The organism is Acinetobacter sp. Ac8 (assembly GCF_055392545.1).
Window position 1 is genome coordinate 2,492,880 of sequence record NZ_AP043689.1, and the last position, 17,170, is coordinate 2,510,049.

The 17,170-nt window shown below is 30.8% G+C and carries 22 protein-coding genes and 2 pseudogenes; 10 read left to right on the forward strand and 14 right to left on the reverse strand.

Annotated elements, in window-relative coordinates:
* Positions 1–17 precede the first annotated feature (17 nt).
* Complete coding sequence (locus ACZ5QH_RS11725; protein WP_303576017.1) at positions 18–923, forward strand: LysR family transcriptional regulator; 906 nt, start codon at positions 18–20, stop codon at positions 921–923.
* Between the two features lie 76 nt (positions 924–999).
* Positions 1,000–1,278 (forward strand): hypothetical protein, encoded by a 279-nt coding sequence (locus ACZ5QH_RS11730; RefSeq protein ID WP_139422801.1) that lies wholly within the window; start codon positions 1,000–1,002, stop codon positions 1,276–1,278.
* 205 nt (positions 1,279–1,483) lie between these two features.
* Here the strand turns inward: ACZ5QH_RS11730 and ACZ5QH_RS11735 are convergent, their stop codons facing one another.
* The 5 genes from ACZ5QH_RS11735 to ACZ5QH_RS11755 form a co-directional block, all read right to left on the reverse strand.
* A complete protein-coding gene (locus ACZ5QH_RS11735; protein ID WP_004720149.1) occupies positions 1,484–1,690 on the reverse strand; it encodes a hypothetical protein in 207 nt (68 codons plus the stop codon).
* Positions 1,691–1,762: 72 nt separating this feature from the next.
* On the reverse strand, positions 1,763–1,990 hold the full coding sequence (locus ACZ5QH_RS11740) for a hypothetical protein (protein WP_004720147.1): 228 nt from the start codon (positions 1,988–1,990) through the stop codon (positions 1,763–1,765).
* A 101-nt stretch (positions 1,991–2,091) separates the two neighbouring features.
* On the reverse strand, positions 2,092–2,307 hold the full coding sequence (locus tag ACZ5QH_RS11745) for a cold-shock protein (RefSeq protein ID WP_004720143.1): 216 nt from the start codon (positions 2,305–2,307) through the stop codon (positions 2,092–2,094).
* Between the two features lie 802 nt (positions 2,308–3,109).
* Complete coding sequence (locus ACZ5QH_RS11750) at positions 3,110–3,337, reverse strand: hypothetical protein (RefSeq protein WP_004720139.1); 228 nt, start codon at positions 3,335–3,337, stop codon at positions 3,110–3,112.
* Between the two features lie 67 nt (positions 3,338–3,404).
* Entirely contained in the window at positions 3,405–3,590 is a 186-nt protein-coding gene (locus ACZ5QH_RS11755; RefSeq protein ID WP_303576016.1) for a hypothetical protein, read from the reverse strand.
* 543 nt (positions 3,591–4,133) lie between these two features.
* Here ACZ5QH_RS11755 and ACZ5QH_RS11760 point away from each other — a divergent pair.
* The 3 genes from ACZ5QH_RS11760 to ACZ5QH_RS11770 all read left to right on the forward strand — a co-directional run bounded on the left by ACZ5QH_RS11760 (position 4,134) and on the right by ACZ5QH_RS11770 (position 6,780).
* Positions 4,134–4,778 carry an SOS response-associated peptidase gene (locus tag ACZ5QH_RS11760; protein ID WP_303576015.1) on the forward strand — a complete coding sequence of 215 codons (645 nt, stop codon included), beginning with the start codon at positions 4,134–4,136 and terminating at the stop codon, positions 4,776–4,778.
* 92 nt (positions 4,779–4,870) lie between these two features.
* Positions 4,871–5,488, forward strand: coding sequence for a LexA family protein (locus ACZ5QH_RS11765; protein ID WP_004720133.1), 618 nt, complete (start codon positions 4,871–4,873; stop codon positions 5,486–5,488).
* Entirely contained in the window at positions 5,485–6,780 is a 1,296-nt protein-coding gene (locus ACZ5QH_RS11770; RefSeq protein ID WP_303576927.1) for a Y-family DNA polymerase, read from the forward strand. The genes ACZ5QH_RS11765 and ACZ5QH_RS11770 overlap by 4 nt, the downstream gene beginning before the upstream one ends.
* Before the next feature lie 69 nt (positions 6,781–6,849).
* Here the strand turns inward: ACZ5QH_RS11770 and ACZ5QH_RS11775 are convergent, their stop codons facing one another.
* Positions 6,850–7,380 (reverse strand): hypothetical protein, encoded by a 531-nt coding sequence (locus tag ACZ5QH_RS11775; RefSeq protein ID WP_004720129.1) that lies wholly within the window; start codon positions 7,378–7,380, stop codon positions 6,850–6,852.
* 597 nt (positions 7,381–7,977) lie between these two features.
* On the opposite strand from ACZ5QH_RS11775, the gene ACZ5QH_RS11780 reads away from it, so the two are divergent.
* The gene (locus ACZ5QH_RS11780) at positions 7,978–8,217 is read left to right on the forward strand and encodes a DUF2171 domain-containing protein (protein ID WP_303576926.1); all 240 of its coding nucleotides are present in this window, start codon (positions 7,978–7,980) and stop codon (positions 8,215–8,217) included.
* Positions 8,218–8,337: 120 nt separating this feature from the next.
* Here ACZ5QH_RS11780 and ACZ5QH_RS11785 read toward each other — a convergent pair whose 3' ends face one another.
* Positions 8,338–8,817, reverse strand: a complete 480-nt coding sequence (locus tag ACZ5QH_RS11785) for a hemerythrin domain-containing protein (protein ID WP_303576925.1) — start codon at positions 8,815–8,817, stop codon at positions 8,338–8,340.
* 384 nt (positions 8,818–9,201) lie between these two features.
* Between ACZ5QH_RS11785 and ACZ5QH_RS11790 the strand changes: the two genes are divergently transcribed.
* The 3 genes from ACZ5QH_RS11790 to ACZ5QH_RS11800 all read left to right on the forward strand — a co-directional run bounded on the left by ACZ5QH_RS11790 (position 9,202) and on the right by ACZ5QH_RS11800 (position 11,368).
* Positions 9,202–9,780: a TetR/AcrR family transcriptional regulator gene (locus ACZ5QH_RS11790; RefSeq protein ID WP_303576924.1), complete on the forward strand. Its 579-nt coding sequence runs from the start codon at positions 9,202–9,204 to the stop codon at positions 9,778–9,780.
* Complete coding sequence (locus ACZ5QH_RS11795) at positions 9,777–10,682, forward strand: DMT family transporter (protein WP_303576923.1); 906 nt, start codon at positions 9,777–9,779, stop codon at positions 10,680–10,682. Before ACZ5QH_RS11790 ends, ACZ5QH_RS11795 begins: the two co-directional genes overlap by 4 nt.
* Before the next feature lie 185 nt (positions 10,683–10,867).
* On the forward strand, positions 10,868–11,368 hold the full coding sequence (locus ACZ5QH_RS11800) for a GNAT family N-acetyltransferase (protein WP_303576922.1): 501 nt from the start codon (positions 10,868–10,870) through the stop codon (positions 11,366–11,368).
* A 158-nt stretch (positions 11,369–11,526) separates the two neighbouring features.
* Here the strand turns inward: ACZ5QH_RS11800 and ACZ5QH_RS11805 are convergent.
* The 3 genes and pseudogenes from ACZ5QH_RS11805 to ACZ5QH_RS11815 all read right to left on the reverse strand — a co-directional run.
* A pseudogene (locus ACZ5QH_RS11805) lies at positions 11,527–11,784 on the reverse strand (DUF2280 domain-containing protein); the annotation flags it as partial.
* A 58-nt stretch (positions 11,785–11,842) separates the two neighbouring features.
* Positions 11,843–12,484: a putative metallopeptidase gene (locus tag ACZ5QH_RS11810; protein WP_004720062.1), complete on the reverse strand. Its 642-nt coding sequence runs from the start codon at positions 12,482–12,484 to the stop codon at positions 11,843–11,845.
* Between the two features lie 568 nt (positions 12,485–13,052).
* The gene (locus ACZ5QH_RS11815; protein WP_004720061.1) at positions 13,053–13,373 is read right to left on the reverse strand and encodes a GrlR family regulatory protein; all 321 of its coding nucleotides are present in this window, start codon (positions 13,371–13,373) and stop codon (positions 13,053–13,055) included.
* A 328-nt stretch (positions 13,374–13,701) separates the two neighbouring features.
* On the opposite strand from ACZ5QH_RS11815, the gene ACZ5QH_RS11820 reads away from it, so the two are divergent.
* The gene (locus ACZ5QH_RS11820) at positions 13,702–13,893 is read left to right on the forward strand and encodes a hypothetical protein (protein WP_303576921.1); all 192 of its coding nucleotides are present in this window, start codon (positions 13,702–13,704) and stop codon (positions 13,891–13,893) included.
* 329 nt (positions 13,894–14,222) lie between these two features.
* On the opposite strand, the gene ACZ5QH_RS11825 is transcribed toward ACZ5QH_RS11820, so the two are convergent.
* The 4 genes and pseudogenes from ACZ5QH_RS11825 to ACZ5QH_RS11840 all read right to left on the reverse strand — a co-directional run bounded on the left by ACZ5QH_RS11825 (position 14,223) and on the right by ACZ5QH_RS11840 (position 17,031).
* Positions 14,223–14,459, reverse strand: coding sequence for a hypothetical protein (locus ACZ5QH_RS11825; RefSeq protein WP_004720058.1), 237 nt, complete (start codon positions 14,457–14,459; stop codon positions 14,223–14,225).
* Between the two features lie 140 nt (positions 14,460–14,599).
* Positions 14,600–15,040, reverse strand: a pseudogene (locus ACZ5QH_RS11830) (hypothetical protein).
* Positions 15,041–15,084: 44 nt separating this feature from the next.
* Positions 15,085–15,471 carry a hypothetical protein gene (locus tag ACZ5QH_RS11835; RefSeq protein ID WP_154130808.1) on the reverse strand — a complete coding sequence of 129 codons (387 nt, stop codon included), beginning with the start codon at positions 15,469–15,471 and terminating at the stop codon, positions 15,085–15,087.
* 567 nt (positions 15,472–16,038) lie between these two features.
* Positions 16,039–17,031 carry a hypothetical protein gene (locus tag ACZ5QH_RS11840; RefSeq protein WP_303576920.1) on the reverse strand — a complete coding sequence of 331 codons (993 nt, stop codon included), beginning with the start codon at positions 17,029–17,031 and terminating at the stop codon, positions 16,039–16,041.
* Positions 17,032–17,170: the final 139 nt, after the last annotated feature.

Below are 17,170 nucleotides of genomic sequence, written 5' to 3' on the forward strand. Positions count from 1 at the left end.
CTATATGAGTTTTTGAAATGATTGAAAGAATATCTTTGAATTCGCTAAAATTTTTTTATTTTGTTGCCAAATATAATAGTATTACTAAAGCTTCAAAAAAATTATTTGTTACTCAAAGTGCTGTAAGTAAACAAATTTATAATATTGAAGAATCTTTAAATATTCAATTGTTCGTGCGACGCAATAAATCTTTAGTTATAACTCAAGAAGGAGAATTACTCTTTAAATGCTGCCAAAGAATTTTCATCCAATTGGATGAATGTCTAACAGAATTAAAAAATGATAAATTTGATAAAAAACAATTAGTTCTTTCTTGTGAACCCACAATTTCTATGAAATGGTTAATTCCCCGATTATCTAAGTTTAAAGATCTTGGACATGACTTTAATGTTGTCTTACTTACTGGTGGAGGTACAGTTGATTTTGAAAAAAACAATATTGATTTAGCTATCCGGAGAAATGATTTCAATTGGGGAGAACACATTTTTAGTGAAAAGATTTCCGATGAGTACATGGTGATGGTTCAAGCTTCTCATCAAGTACATACAAATGAATTATTAGTTTCTTTATCACGTCCAAATTTTTCGAAAAATTTAATTAGAATTACTGAATTTAAAGAGTTCCTACATCAATCGCCCCAAATTGAATTGGAACATTTTTATTTGTGTCTAGAAGGATGTTTAGCAGGATTAGGAGCTACTATTATTTCTATATATATGATTGAAAAAGAGTTAGACAGAGGAGCACTTCAAAAAATAACTCCAATAATTAAAGATAATTCCTCTTATTATTTGCTGTCTCATACAAATATTACAGAAGATCCAAGAAAGATCATTTTTTTAGATTGGTTAAAAAATGAAATGAAAGAAACTCAAATTAACTATCTACATAGTGATACACAAATTTCCAAGATGATAGACTAAATATTTTTATTGAGCTAAATCTTAGTACTTTATATATTATAATAATATATAAATATTTAAAAAAAAAGGTTGAATGATGGGTAAATTTTTGATTTTAAGTACACTTTCTTTTTTATTTCTGACTGCTTGTAGTCAAAAGTCTTTTCAACCTAAAGTAGTTGTAGGAACTATAGTTAGTGAACCAGAAGATGGTATAGAGAATACTATCAGTTCAGCATCCCCACTGCAGTGTGAAGACAAAGATAGATGTATTGAAGCAGTTTCATGTGAAGAATACCCAGATGCAGAGGTATGTTATTCAGCTCCTTCACATCGTGATTATCCAGCGGAAGAGCCTTACACAAAAGTTGAATGATTCTTATAATTTTTTAGAATATTGTATTAAAATTATTAGCTATATCATTTTCGCATTTTTCAAAACAATAAACTCATTTGATTCTTGCGAAAAATACAAAATCTTTAAATAAATCCTGTTAGTTACTTGCCTAAATTTAGAATATTTATTAAGCGCAAGTCTGTAATACATTAACAGGATTTATCAGGGATATGGCTAAAGAGAACTAAGAGATTTTGTCAATCTTATAAATTTTACCACTTAATGTACTTTGGAAAAACATTTCGAAGCTAGGTCGTATGTCTTCACCTTCAACTGTAATGTATTTTAAATTTGAAAAACATTGGGTATTGGCGAAATAGTTATCTACTGTTGCTTGGATGAGATATTTTATTCCAAACTGGTCTTTAACACTGATATTTTGTTTAAGCATTACGATATCCTAATAAAATTATGGTAGAAATAATGGATCTACCTAAGTATCCAATAGCTAATTGAGTTTTATTTAAATAACTCTATCATTTAATTTAAATAGTTGATTTATAGATGTATAGAAGGTACGTCCATCTAAATTTAAATCAACTTCGATTCCAGTAGAAAGCAGAACCCTTTTACCAACTTCAACTGTTTTGAAACCTTCACGTGTACTTTGTATTTTATTTAGAGGAATTAAAGACACAATAATTTCTGTACCATTTTTAGATTTTGCAATTAAATCACTTATTTTTAACAATTTACATCCTAATTTTAAACTTATCGACAATCTTAAAATTAATTTTAAGAGAAAATAAAAAGCACTATTTAGTGCTCTTATTTATTACTATCTATAATTACTTATACAGCAACAATATTTATAGCATTTGGGCCTTTTTGACCTTGTGCAATACTGAATTCAACAGGTTGCCCTTCAGCAAGCGTTTTGAAACCTGAGCTAGCGATTTCACTAAAATGAGCAAAGACATCTGGACCTGATTCTGGTTGAATAAAACCGAAACCTTTAGCTTCGTTAAACCACTTAACAGTCCCTTTAATGATATTTGAATTAGACATAATAAATCCTATTTTTTAAAAATTTTAGTCAGTTTATAGACTATGTGTAACATCGAAATAATAAAGAATGGAGCTTAAATCTGAAAAAAACGAAGGATTATGACTAATACTGCGGTACTTAGAGAAGATTTACCAAACATGATTTTTTCTAGTTATGTTCATTGTATACCTAAAATTAAATTAATCAAGTTTTCTTATATATATATTTATTTTATTTATAAAAATCAATTATAAATTCTAATTTACAAGAAAAATTAATCTAAAAACTCATTAATAAACTTGATCTTACATCTATTTTTTGATTTCGAGAAATAATTCATTTCATTTAATAACATTCCTAGATATAAATTTACGCAGAAAAATGTTATAATATAACAATTACAAAATGAGTTCTTTATGACAAATCAATATATTAATAGAAATTTCTATGTTTTAGTTTTGGTCTTATTTATATCAATTCTGACAACCAATGTAATTCATAATGATTTTTCTGATACTTTATTAACGGTAATAAACTGTTTTATAATTATAAAAATCTTACATGTGTTATCAATTCAAGTCTTAAAAAAAAATTTTGAAATATGTAATCCTTAATTCTTTAAGGTTATATAATTTCTACAATACTCTTTTCTAATTTCATCAGTATTCATAAATTGATAATCAAACTTTTCATATCTAATTCGGTGTAAATAATCATTCTTATTTTGTTTAATGTCAGCCAACAAAAAGTCATTGAACGATTGATTTCTTAATCTTGGGAATACACTAATTCTCATAATTATCTCCTTTAAAAAATTTAGCTTCAGTCCAAAAAACTTCTATACATTGGATCTTCTTCAATGAAGAAAATGTCATCTGTTCCAATTTGAGCCCATTGATAAGTACCAAAGATTCGGCTCAACTTTTGATTGAATGAATTATATACATTAATCAAGTTAGATCGCTCATCATATTCCCCTATGTATTGGACGATAGGATATTGATGAAACTCTTCAAACATTTTATGTACTGTAACTTTTTTCATGCTCATTTTATAACTCCTTATGAATCAAAGGGGTATAAACCCCTTTGATTACAAGATCATGCTTTTAAAAATATCATTTTGAGTTGGGAGCTTGCTGATGCTCTTTTGCATTATTATCTTGTTTAGGTTTAACACCAGCATTTTGCTGATCTTGATTACCTTGTTGCTGTTTTTGAGATTGATTACCTTTATCGCTATCAGGTTGCTTAGATGATTGGTTATTTTGATCTGAACCTGGTTGATTTGTAGAATTAGACATAATAATTATCCTTTTTTTATCATTAACATTAATGACAAGATCAGCATGTACCCTTATTTAAATAATAGATACAACTTATATGTATCGGCATATATTTAAATTTTTAAAAACCCCAAAAATATTGTTTTATATGAAATTAATATATTAATATTCACTTATATTAATATAAGATAAGTAGCTACAAGAAAAATATACCAACAACCTTGTAATATTTAAATCTTTAGCCAAATAAAAACCCCTTATACAAAAACATCAATAAACTATTAATTTTAAAATGAAAAATTTATTAAACTATTATTTCATAACAATAAAGTATTATACACATAAACGTTATTTTCAAGTTCATCGAAAAGTGCTATTGAATAGCTTAAGTTTAAACTTACTTCTATTAAACACAGACCGAAAATTTAGCCTATTTAAAAAATAGGCAAGCATGTAGTATTGAATATATTGCATTTAATTATGATTAGTTAAATATTTAGTACTGTTGACTGTTCAAGCTTTCGGTAATTTAGTTATATCAATTCATTAAGGATTTTATCCATGTGCTCAAACTATAAAATTCCAAAAAAAACAGCATTTGTTCAATTAGGAATAGAATTTAATGCATCGGATCATGATTTAAAGTCACACGTTTATCCACTATACCCGGCTCCAATTATTGTGAAAGAGTTTGATCTGGATTTTGGGAAATTTGGATTAATTCCCAAATGGGCTAAAGATACAAAGTTTGGGACACATACCTACAATGCAAGAACTGAAACTGTAGCTGAAAAGCCTAGCTTTCGACATGCATGGATTTATAGTAAGTTTTGCCTTGTGCCAGTGCAAGAATTCTATGAACCCAAGTACATCGACGGTAAAAGCCATTGGTACGGAATTAAACGTGAGGATGGCCAACCATTCACCGTTGCTGCAATCTATGATGATGCAGTAATCGATGGAAAAAGAATAAGATCATTTTCAATGCTTACAATCAATTCTGACAACCATCCTTTCATGAAGCAATTTCACGCACCAAATGATGAAAAAAGATCGATCATAGTCATACCACAAGAATATAGGAACGACTGGTTAAATGTGGACCGTGAAAACGCCCATGAATATTTCTTTGAAATGCGTGATGAATTTGTCACTTTCCCGCGAGACCATTCATCGGATGAGACAAAACAAAGTGATCTATTTTAGATCAAGTATGATTATCCACAGCTTTTAAATTTGAAATTTTAAAACATACAAACTAAACTCTTGAATATGTAACGTAATCAAGTGGTGTTTTTATGGATATTAAATTAGATGACAGCTCATCAAAAGCTAAGTTGTTAAAGCTAAATGATGCAAGTCTAGCCCACTTGAAAGACTCTAAAGTTATCAATATCAGAGCACATCCTTCTAAATCGCGATGTCTATCTGATATATCAAGAATATCGTCATTCCAATCAATCACAAAGTATTCTATTCCACTTGTTCTCAATAAAATTGCTGCAGGTTTTCCATCTCCTGCAGAGGACTATATAGACAAAACTGTCGATATGAATGATCTTCTGATCTCAAATAAAGAAGCAACTTTCATTGTCCAAGTTGAGTCTTTATCAATGAAAGATGTAGGGATTGAAGTTAACGACTACTTAATCGTTGATAGAAGTATCCGCTCACAGCATCAAGATATTGTTATCGCATTCATTGACAATGATTTCACTGTGAAAAGAATGATGATTACACAGCGAATGTCTCATGATGAATTGTTCGATATTTTTCATAATGAAAATGATCTTAGAAATCTTCCAGCAGTTTGGCTTAAGCCTGAAAATATAGAATACCAACCTATACTCCCACGAAATGAGCAAGAGCTTGTAATCTGGGGTGTTGTCACAAAAGTTATTAAGAACTTCAAATGAAACATGAAGAAAAGATATTTGCTCTTATTGATATCAATAATTGCTATGTATCGTGTGAACGTTTCTTTAACCCCAAGCTAAACAATGTTCCTGTCATAGTTTTATCAAATAACGATGGGTGTGCAGTTGCTCGAAGTAATGAAGCAAAAGCAATGGGAATTAAAATGGGTGTTCCATTATTCCAGATTAAAGATGTCGTTCAAAAAAATCATGTTCAAGTACTTTCAAGCAATTACGCAATATATGCTGAAATGTCGCGTCGATTTCACTCAATCTTAGCCGGGTACGTCGCACCACACGAACAAGAAATCTATTCAATTGATGAATGTTTTCTCGATCTCACAAGCTTTAAGAATAACTATGATCTTGTGGAGTATTGCCAGGGAATGCGCTCTCGCATTCAGGAATGGATTGGCTTACCAGTCTCAATTGGAATTGGCCGCAGTAAAACCGAGGCTAAAATCGGCAACCATATGGCTAAGAAAGGTAAACGCTTTAATGGAGTGTGTGATCTGGCAACTATGAACCCAAGGCACCGTGACTATTTTTGGTCACTGGTTGAGGTGGGCGAAGTTTGGGGCGTGGGCAGAAAGCAGAACAAGAAACTTAATGAAATGGGGATTAAAACTGTTTTAGATCTATCGAAAGCTAATCCACCCATAATGGGGAAAATGTTCACTGTCTGCATGCAAAGAACTGTACTTGAGCTTCAAGGCATCTCATGTATGCCAATCGATGATCAGCCAAAGCCTAAACAACAAATTGTGGCCAGTCGTTCTTTTGGTGTGAAAATTACAGAGCTACAAGATTTAAAAGAAGCAATGTCGAAGTATGTACAAGATGCAGTTGGGCGTTTGAGAAAAGAAAAACTTCTATGTGGTGTTATTACTGCTTTTGTTCAATCTAAGCCTTTTGATGCATCTGTTCCATACTATAGCAAAGCACAGACTTATAAGTTCGCTGAGCCAACTGATTGCGTTTTAGATTTAGTTGAAGTTGCTTACTTACTATTGGAAAGAATTTATAAACCAGACATCAAATATAAGAAATGCGGTGTGTTTTATTCAGAGCTAATTCAAAAATCAAATCATATCCCCGACTTGCTTTCAGATTATGAACAACGAATACAGAATGAAAATTTGATGCAGGCCTATGAAGATATTCAAAATAAATTTGGCAAAGCTAAGATTTCTGTAGGTCCCTGCTATTTCAAAGATCGTAAGTGGTCAATGAGTCGAGATATGCTTTCCAAAAATTATTTCACTAGAAATGGATTAATTAAAGTTAAATAAATTTAAAGATATAATTTATACAGCAACAAAAAAGCCCTTACATTGAAGGGCTATTTTTTTGAGTATCTGTTAACGAGTTACTCGATCCCAAGCATCTTTTACTGCATGCTTTGCTTCTTCCCATTTTAAACGAGACTCTCTTTTGGTTTTTTCCCATTGAAGCTTAAGATCTGCTTCAACTTCTTCAAACTTTGTTTCATAAGGGTAATTGCTTCTAGAAGTGTACCCTAGCTGATATGCATCACGATAATCACGATCGTAATCTACATTATCATATAAGTTAATCGTGTCTTTATAATAAGGACGAGTGTTGTAGGTTTCACGCCAATAAACATCTTCATCAGTTGGATTTACAGCTTCAGAAATGCTTTTTCCAGCTAATCCCCCAACAACTGCACCTACTACTCCACCGACTGCAGCACCTACAGGCCCGCCAACAGCTCCAATAGCTGCACCACTTACTGCACCGCCTGCGGCTCCAACACCTGTCCCGATTGGGTGTGCTCCTGGCTCACCGGAAATTGGATCCGCATTCAATTGGTCACGTTGTTCTTTACTGAGATTCTTAACTACTTCGTTATCTATATTAGAATTTGACATATTTAATCCTCTATTTTGATAAAAGTTATTAATTCAATTAATCAATCAACGATAATAATCCTAAATTAAATATTTTTATTTAATATTACTATTTGTTATAGTTTCAAGAAGAGTTTGTACAAAATAAAATCAACTAAATTAAAATAAACTCAGCTCAAAACCCCAGCCCTATTGAGTATTATCGTTTTAGAAATTTATAAATAAAAACATTAGATTACAATAGAACACATTAAAAAATCACGATTAACATTTAAGAATAAATTACTAAAAAACATTAACTTATATAAATAAATTTAAAAAAACAGATTAAAACAAAGAATAAATCAAATAACAAACAGAATCTCAATAAAGTTTTAAAATTATAATTAATTCACAAAAAACAAATGAATCAAACATGAAAAAATTAATCAATTGAGAACAAAGTCACATTATTATCAATTTTATGTATTCATTCAAAAAAGACATTTATAAATTAAATAAATCTATAAATCTTACATTATTAACTCAACAAAACTTAAAGCTTAAAAATACTTACATCACTAATTTTTAAATGTCTTAGACTGATATTTCAACTTGAACAATAGATGAGCAAACATTATGAGTAACGTTAATGTAAACGATATTAAAGAACATGCTTCAGTAATTGCTTCATGTGGTACACAGATCGGTAAGGTCGATCATCTTGAGGGACAAGATTCAATTAAACTGACTCGAAGTGATGATGAACATAATGAACATCATCTGATTCCATTAAATTGGGTGAGTGAAATTAAAGATGGAAACGTAATTTTGAATAAAAATTCAGAAGAAGCAAGAAATGAGTGGCAAACATTATAGCTTTTACCTAAAGTAATTTGATATTTCAAGAATGCCAATTAATTTGATTGGCATTCTTGTCCTCAAATCATCAGTTTTCAAATCTGCCTTATCTAACTAAATTTAAAAAATTTTAAATCATTAATTAACTAAACTCGTTTTGTCTTTATCAATATATTTATCATATTCATGTTGATACTTTTTAGCTAAGCTTAGTTTTTCATCATCTTTTAAAATTTTGCCAGATTGCTGGAAAAATTTATGCTCTTCTTCATCTAAATGATGATGTACAAGCTTTCGTAGCTGATTTGCTATACGTAACCAACTTGGATTGTTGAATTCTTTGTCAGTGAGTTGTTCAAGTAGCTCATCTATTTCGTGATGCTCAGACAGAGCATGCCTTGTAATATTCAAACCTGCATCTGTCATCATAAGAGGTATGTAAAAATATCTGTCTTCAGCCACTGCATGTGCAAATAATTCATTTTTCAATAATGAGAAATAATGCTTTCTTTCTTCTGAGTTGCCAGTGGTTTCAATTAATTTATCAGATAATTTTCTTTGCTTTTCATGACTAAATTTTAAGACATCAAATATGGTGAGTTGCTTACTATGGCTCATACTTCTATCCTATCAAAAAATTTATTTAATATTTAATCTTATAGGATAAACTCATATTTATTATTGATTTCTTGTTTCAATAGTATTTTAGTTGTAATTACTCTTTACATTGTACAACCTATAAAATTTAAAGAATCATTGTAAAGCCCTCAATTGAGAACCTTATTCTTCGTATCACTAGAAACTCTACACTCATTGTATTTAGCAACAGTATCAAGAATGTAATATCTTTAAATTGTTCGGAATCAAGTTTTAATAATTCATTACAAGTCTGCATTAAAAAATTCTTCGCTCTGCTCTACAAGTCATACCCCAAAATAAAAAAGTTGAAATTAATTGTGATAAGTTTATATTAGGTATATCGGTCTATCTAATTTCTATCCTATGAAAACTAAATCTGCTAAACAAAAAATCTTAGATGCAGCATCTACATTGTTTTATAACGATGGGATTGCTAATACAGGAATAAATACAATTACTGATAGGGCTGGTGTTGCGAAAATGTCACTGTACAACAACTTCCCAACTAAATCCGCTCTAATCTCGTCATACATTCAAACTAGACATCAGGAATGGCTTGATCTATATGAAAAAAGGAATGCTCAAGCTAAATCACCTCTTGAAAGCATTTTAGCTGTTTTTGATGCATATCAAGATCATGCTGAGTTTGCTTATGAAAAAGGTTTTAGAGGATGTGGATTATTAAATGCAGCTGCTGAATTTCCTGCTAATAGTGATGAGAGATGGGCCATAAAATTACATAAAGATGAAATTGAAAATATTATTTTAAATCAACTCTCACTGCTTATTTCAGACCATGAAAAAGCTCATGAAATAGCATTAATGTTTTCTTTTATTTTAGAGGGTTCTATTGCTAGAGCTGGTTTAGAAGGATCTAGTCAAAAAATAATAGCAGCCAAAAACATTGTAATTAGCATTCTAGAACAAGAGCTCTCTCCATGAGTCATTCAATTTCCAATCCTTCTAGTTATGGTTTTATTGCTGTTCTTTTAGCGGCATTTCTTTGGGGAACTACAGGTACAATAGCTACATTTGCCCCAAATCTCAGTCCTCTTGCGATTGGCGCAGCAGCAATGGGCGGTGGTGGTCTTTTACAGGCAATTTTAGCTCGAAAAAGCATTAAAAATAACATAGCTCAGATAAATTCCAATTTAGTCATCCTTGCTATAGGTGTCATTTCTGTTTTCATTTATCCATTAGCATTTTATTCTTCAATGCATTTGGCGGGAATTACAATCGGGACAGTAGTCTCGATTGGCACAGCACCCCTATTTACAACCCTTTTAGAAAGATTCTTTGATCATAAAAAGCTTTCGATTAAATGGTTTATTTGTTTTGTATTGGGTATTAGTGGTGTAATTTTATTATCACTTGGAGAGAGTCATTCATCAATTTCGTCAGGACAGATCAAAAATGAGGGTCAAATTCTAGGAATATTTTTAGGAGCACTGGCAGGACTTACCTATGCTTTATATTCTTGGATTGCAAAAAAACTGATTGACAGAGGTATAGATTCAAAAGCATCAATGGGCCTAATATTTGGTATTGGATCTCTATTTTTATTGCCTACTTTATTTTTTACCGGTGGAAATTTGTTTGATGAAAATATAAATATTTATGTTGTAGGTTATATGATGCTCATTCCAATGTTTTTAGGTTATGTATTATTTGGATATGGATTAAAAACTGTGCCAGCAAGTAAAGCCATTACCTTAACGTTATTCGAGCCATTAGTTGCAGCAGTATTAGCTATTGCTCTAGTTGGAGAAAAATTGGCAACAATTGGTTGGATTGGCATGATTTTTATTTCGTTGTGCTTAGCTCTTCTTTCTAAAACTAAGTAGTCCTCACTCAGAGGGCCATGCTTCATTTAATTTTTCTTTATCAATTCGCTCTGCATAGATGCTTTTCAGTATTTAGTCTATTCTCGTTGAGAATTAGTAATATATTCTAAGATTTTAAATAATACATGATAAATTTCATGTAGTTCGTGAAATTTATTTGATTTTTATTTGAGGAAATTTAAAGAGTGACAGAGATTGAAACTAAAAATTTAATAGTAAAGCCCTTTATTAAAGAGAATTTAAACGATGCTATTTCACTATTTCAAGATAAAGATTTCATGGCTTTTTCGCCCAATGGAACTTTAAATACTGAAGATGCTTCTAAAAGATTTTTTGAGATCCTAGAGCATTACGAAAAAAATGGATTTGGTAAGTTTGCAATAATTTCAAAAGCCACAAATAAAATTGTTGGATATTGTGGTTTTGAGATATGTAATTTTGATGGGAAAGATGAAGCAGAATTAGGATTTAGATTAATAAAAAGTGAACGTGGTAAAGGCTATGTAATTGAAGCAGCATCTGTCTTAATCGAAGATATGAAAAATAGAAATTTTAAGCATGTTATCGCATTTTCTGAAGAAGATAATACACCAGCTCACAATTTGCTCAAAAAACTAGGATTTAGTAAAACATTTAAATCTAACTTCATGAATATGGATGTTGTTTTTTTTAAAATAGATTTTTAAAAATTTCTGTTTAATTTAGTGTTGTTAAAAATTATGACCCTCACTCAGAGGGCCATGCTCCCCCCAATCTTTCTGCATCAGCTGCGTAATCATCAGTTGTGAATCAAAGATTACAGTAGGTCCGTTTTACTTCGAGAATCGTAAAAAGTACATAAGTAAAGACTTACCGCTTTATTGGCTAATGGAATGTCATATATATTTTTCTTGAAATGTTCGCGGGTATGTTCAAAAAGTGTCTTAAGCTTTTTACTCATTCCTCTACATGTTGCTTTTGTTGGATCATATGAGGCAACTTGCTGCCGTTCAATTTCAATACCAAATTCTTCTCTTACAGCATCTACAACTTGTTGAGGGGTTTCAAAGCAAGCAAGAGACTGAACTATAAATATTTTCACAGGCTCTTTAAGTGTTGCCATAACCACCCCTTCGTAAGACTACGTAAGGGTAAATAGGCAAAAAAAAGAGCCAAGAGGCTCAATTGATCACACAAGTTCCACAACACGCAGATACATTAAAATCTGATACAAACGGCGGGTTTTGAGCTACCTCAACCAATCGCTTGACGTTCTCGCTTGCTCCCCAGCGTTTGACCACCCCGATAAATTCCTCTACATCATGGCCAGCTAAATAGTGCTTAGGTAAGCCTGTATGATCGCTATAGAGTATTTCTCCATCCTCATCACGTTCTACACCGATATGGTAAAGCTCATGCTCAATCAAAGCACAGAATTCACGATCGTTCGCACGTTCACAAAAGCTTGCATCAATAGTGATGAGATAAACAGGAACAAATCCAAACCAGTCGCGCATTTGCTGCTCTTGCCGAGCTTTGCGCCATCCACCTTGGTTAAACATAACTTTTTCACATTGACCTAATACCATTCTCTTTTTAGCAACGGCGGCAGATGACGCCCAAGCTAAAGCTAAAAAGGTTTCATCGTCGTGTAATAGCTCTGCTATGTGATCATGGTCAGGGTTATATAATGCACCACCAAGCGTTAGAAAGTTGTTTACCACCCATTCTTTAAGATCTGCTGCAGGTGATAATCGTATTGCTTCTTCTTCATCTGCTTGATCAATTAGCTCAGTTGGTGGAAATGGTCTGATCTGCTCCATTGAATTTCCTAAATAAAAATAATGTTATTTAAAATGTATTATTGAAGAAATTAAAAACTAAAATTATTTTAATAAAATAAACTATAAAACTAACCAAAATAAAGAAAACACAAACCAACTAAATAGTCTTAAAAATATATCAATGTAACGATAAAACAAGAATACAATTATTATTCACTATTAAAATTAGCGTGAATAAAATGTTAAAATCAAGTAACAATTTCAGAGGTCCAAAAAAACCAACTGATCAGGAGATTAATAGAACAAATTTTGATCCCACTCCTCACAATAAAGATTCGCCAATAGTAGAATCTTCTGTTGATGATAGAGATCATTTTGATCAACCTAATCTAAACACACCCTTTCCAAGACATAGTACGATAAACAATGGAAAACCGACCTCACAAACTCGAAGATAAAACCATGATATTTTTGAAATTATCCTTAATTACTATTGAGCTATTTAATACACAGAACGAAATTCCTTCATTCTGTGTATTTTGTTTCAGCATTCCGCACCTAACATAAAGAAACAATAATTTTAGTTATATCAGTAACATAATAATAATTAACTTAAATCCCCAATAAACTTAGCATCAACAATCAATGGTACAGTCTGTAAATTTTCAACATTTCCTTTAAGAATATAACCATTTGATTCTGAATATAAATTTAAGTTTACTTTTAATGCGTTTAAGTTTCCAAAAATTGAATGAGCATGTTGATTGTGTTGAGTTAATTCTAAAACTAATGTATTTCCTTCAACTTCACCTTTATATACATATATTAAATCCCCTCCTAAAGCACGCTCATCCTCAACAACTAAAATTCCGTTTCCAAAATCTTTCCCTTCACTCTTAAAAATTAACGAATAAATGCCATTTTTCATTTCGTACTCTTTATTCATCTACTGAAAATTCAGTACTATTATTTTAACCAAATAATTATTCTTAAATGTAATACAAAATTAAAACCATCAATAAAAAATAACATAAAAATACAACATATATTTTAAATTTTTAAAAAGATACTTAAATTAATCTTATATTTCATCAAACTATAAAAATATCTAAAAAAATTCGTGAAACATAAATGAGATAAATAAATCTAAACTTCACACTTATCTACATAGACACTCTGATATAGCATCAATGTAACTATCTATTATATGTCAATCTAGTTAAGTCGAATATTCGGCATGAGAAATCGAGAAAATCATGTTAGTAAATAGAAACTCTGCTAAAAAATCTTCTTTCAATCAGTACTCTACCTTTGCTAATGGAAGCAAATTTAATTCAAACTCAAGTGATCAGCCTCAAAATCCAGCTAAAGATGATGAAAAGGCTCCTAATAAAGAGCCACAGGAACAAAAACCAAATCAAGAAAAAAAAGATTTAATCACTAAATAGCTTAATAATTTTGAAAAAACCATTTATATGGTTTTTTCATTATTTAAATACATATAAACATAGTAACTCTATTTAACTATATCGACTAAAGAATTTTTAGCATCACTAACAAGTTTTAAAAGGTTATTTTTATTTTTTTCTTGAGAAATCTTAAAAACAGTAAAACCTAGTAAAAAGATACTAACGATTAATACAGCAATCAGAACCACTAACAATTTATTCTTATTCATTAGAGTACGATACTAATACAATATTTTGATCTATTATTGCTCTCAATTTGAAAATAAGCAAACCCATTTTAATTTTATGTTAATAGAGTTTTCAAAAATTCAAGAAAAACATCTAACTTCAAGTTGATTGTCATCTTGGGTGACTTTTATTTTGATATTTTTATAAGTTCTTTTGCTGGGTTTCATTGATGAACCGACTACATCTTCAAAAAATTTACGGTCTTTCATAAGCTCACTATATGATTTATAACCAATTAAAATTATTTTTGGAATTCTTTTAGTTTCAATCAATTTACTAAGAATATTATCAAGCTTTTTAACATTAACGATTGGCATGTAAAAACCATGGAAGAAAACATAATTATCCTTTAAATATCTAAATATACAATGCTCAATAAATTCTATCTTAATGAAATACGTAACATTATATAATTTTTTAAAAATTGACATATATCTTTTAAAAAATCATGCTTTTCTCAATTTAATCTGTGTCTCTTTAGATTCGTAAGCCACTGAGAAGTAAGAGTAGTTTCAATTTGCAATGGACCAAGTTCATCAATCTTATATCTATTGGCTGATTCTATTCTTATTACGTTATGCCCCATCTCCTTTGCATGATCATATCGATCCATACCCCACCCCGTGTTTTAAAGTTTACCTTTTCGTCCACCTGACCATGGCCCACCTGAGATCTCAACTAAAATTCTGTGCTCAATAAGATGGAAATCGAAACGCCAATGTTTTGTTGATTCAAATTGGAATAATTTCTCATACTTAATTTGGAATACATTCAGTGATTGCTCAAAGTCTATAAATACCTCTAAGTATGCTTCTTTTGCCTTTGGCAATGGTCTTGTTCTTGGTTTTGTTTTAATAGGCTTCTTTGGGGTAAGAGTGGTGTATTGGTTAATTTCCATAAAGGAATCTCCAATAAAAAACCTCCCGGAGGAGGTCAATAAATTTAATTTAGTGTTGGTTTTGGAACGGGTATAGAGTTAGGAATAAGCTCCTGGTTTTTACGGGTAAAACGATTAGGGCATCCTTTATGGCCCCATTTAGTTACAACACCATTTTCAATTAGATACTTCATTACACAAAGTGGTGAATTTGCCCCAATTCCCCAATCCACCTCATAAGAAATAATTTTTGAACCATTAGAAGCAGTATAGTTGTAATCAGGTGGACCTAATTCACTCACTAAAGTGATTTCCGATTGCCCTACTCTTTTACTCATTTTATCGCTAATCGTGGCTACTCTATTACTACTACCAGGTAAAGTTCCTGATGGGGTGCCAACACAAGCTGAGACGAAAAAAGCAATACTCGTTAATAAAATTATAAATTTCATAGTTTTGTCACGTATTATTAAAAAAATTCTTTTTTACTTTATATTTTAGTCTGAATATTCTCAACTAAAAAAATGTTTTCTTTTTACAAAGTTCACGGAAGTGTTTGAATTTTATTTTGGTTTTGCATCTACAGTTTTCAGTGATCATTAAAAAGCCCCTAGGAAGGGGCTTTAAGATTAATCAACATATTCTTGTTCAGAGGGAATCAGGAACACAACAATCAACCTATATTATTTTTTAACATTTATTCAAATTTTTGTTTAATACTTTGTAGAACAATTTAGCTAAAATTTACTATTTGTTAAATTTATGTGTCACTAATCACTTTCCCTCATTCCCTTTCAATACAGAATCTGCAAGCGACTTGTCCACGTCACAACCACTTTTAAAATTTAGAAGTTAAAAAGACGCCTACGCGCCCTTTATTTCAAACCTGCCTTGCCAGCTTCTCAGCTTGGGCAAGAGCATCAGGAGTCAAACACCATTTTTTATTGACTGATCTAAAACATAAAAAAAACTCACAAAAAAGTGAGTTTTAAATGTGAAAAATTTTGAAAATCCTATTTTTACTGCAAAAGTAAAAATTTTTGTTCTTCTGTTGTTTGATTCATCCCAAATTGCAACATTGAATCTTGAATCGCTTTTAGCATGTATGGTCGATTAGAAAGATTAGACTGATCATTCTCATTCCAATTATGAGGATTCCAACCATTTTGAATAGAAATCTGATCCGATTTAATTTTTAAATTTTCCAATGTTTTCTTAATAAACAAATAACCTTTTAACTTGTCATCCTTAAACACCTTAGTTCCATCTATGTAAGTTCTATTTACCAGATTCGGTGAGAGATTTAGTTGACCATTAGTTTTATCTGAAAGCACAGCTAATCTGTGCCACATTTGATTATAAGCCAAATTATAAACATTTGCTGTTAGAGAATCTTGATCATCAGGCAATTGGGTCAAACCATCTCCCCCTTGTGTACCCAAACGTAAAACTCTTTCAGCCCAATTTGTCATTCCCTCAAGATACCAACTACCTTTAAATTGATTATATCCATACTGGTAAAGATGAAAAATTTCATGTGTTACTGTAGTCCAATAATTTCCTGGGAAACTCTCGATATTATTTCGAATGTATATATTTAAAGCACATTTACCTTCCTTGGTTTGCTTATTTACGAATATAGAAGGATTTTCATAAGCTATTCCATTGCCTGATAGAGCTGTTAAATGAATATCAATGTATTCTGCAGCACCAGCGTATCGATCACTATTTAAAGGATGAACAAATCCAAGACTCGTTAAAGCTTCCGTTGTCGCATTAGCTTGTATTGCTACATTTTCAACATAGTCAGGAATATCATTATTATTAAGATCAGTTTGATTTGGTATGTAATCAGCATTACTTGAATTTGATGAGTAGAAAATTCTAAACTCGCCTGATTTATAAATACTATTTAAATTGGGAAGTGTTGATGTTGACGTACCACATGTTACAGCCGCATAAATCTGATTAGACATAAATGCTAACAGTAAGCCACTTAATATACTTTTCATCTTTTTACCTTTTAATAATTTTGATCTTGTCTCGTCTTGAATAAATAATTAACAAGAATATATGTAAATACTTCAATTTTAAAAATATTTTAATTGCATATAAATCAAATAATTATTTACTTTTCTAGTTTTAAAAGTA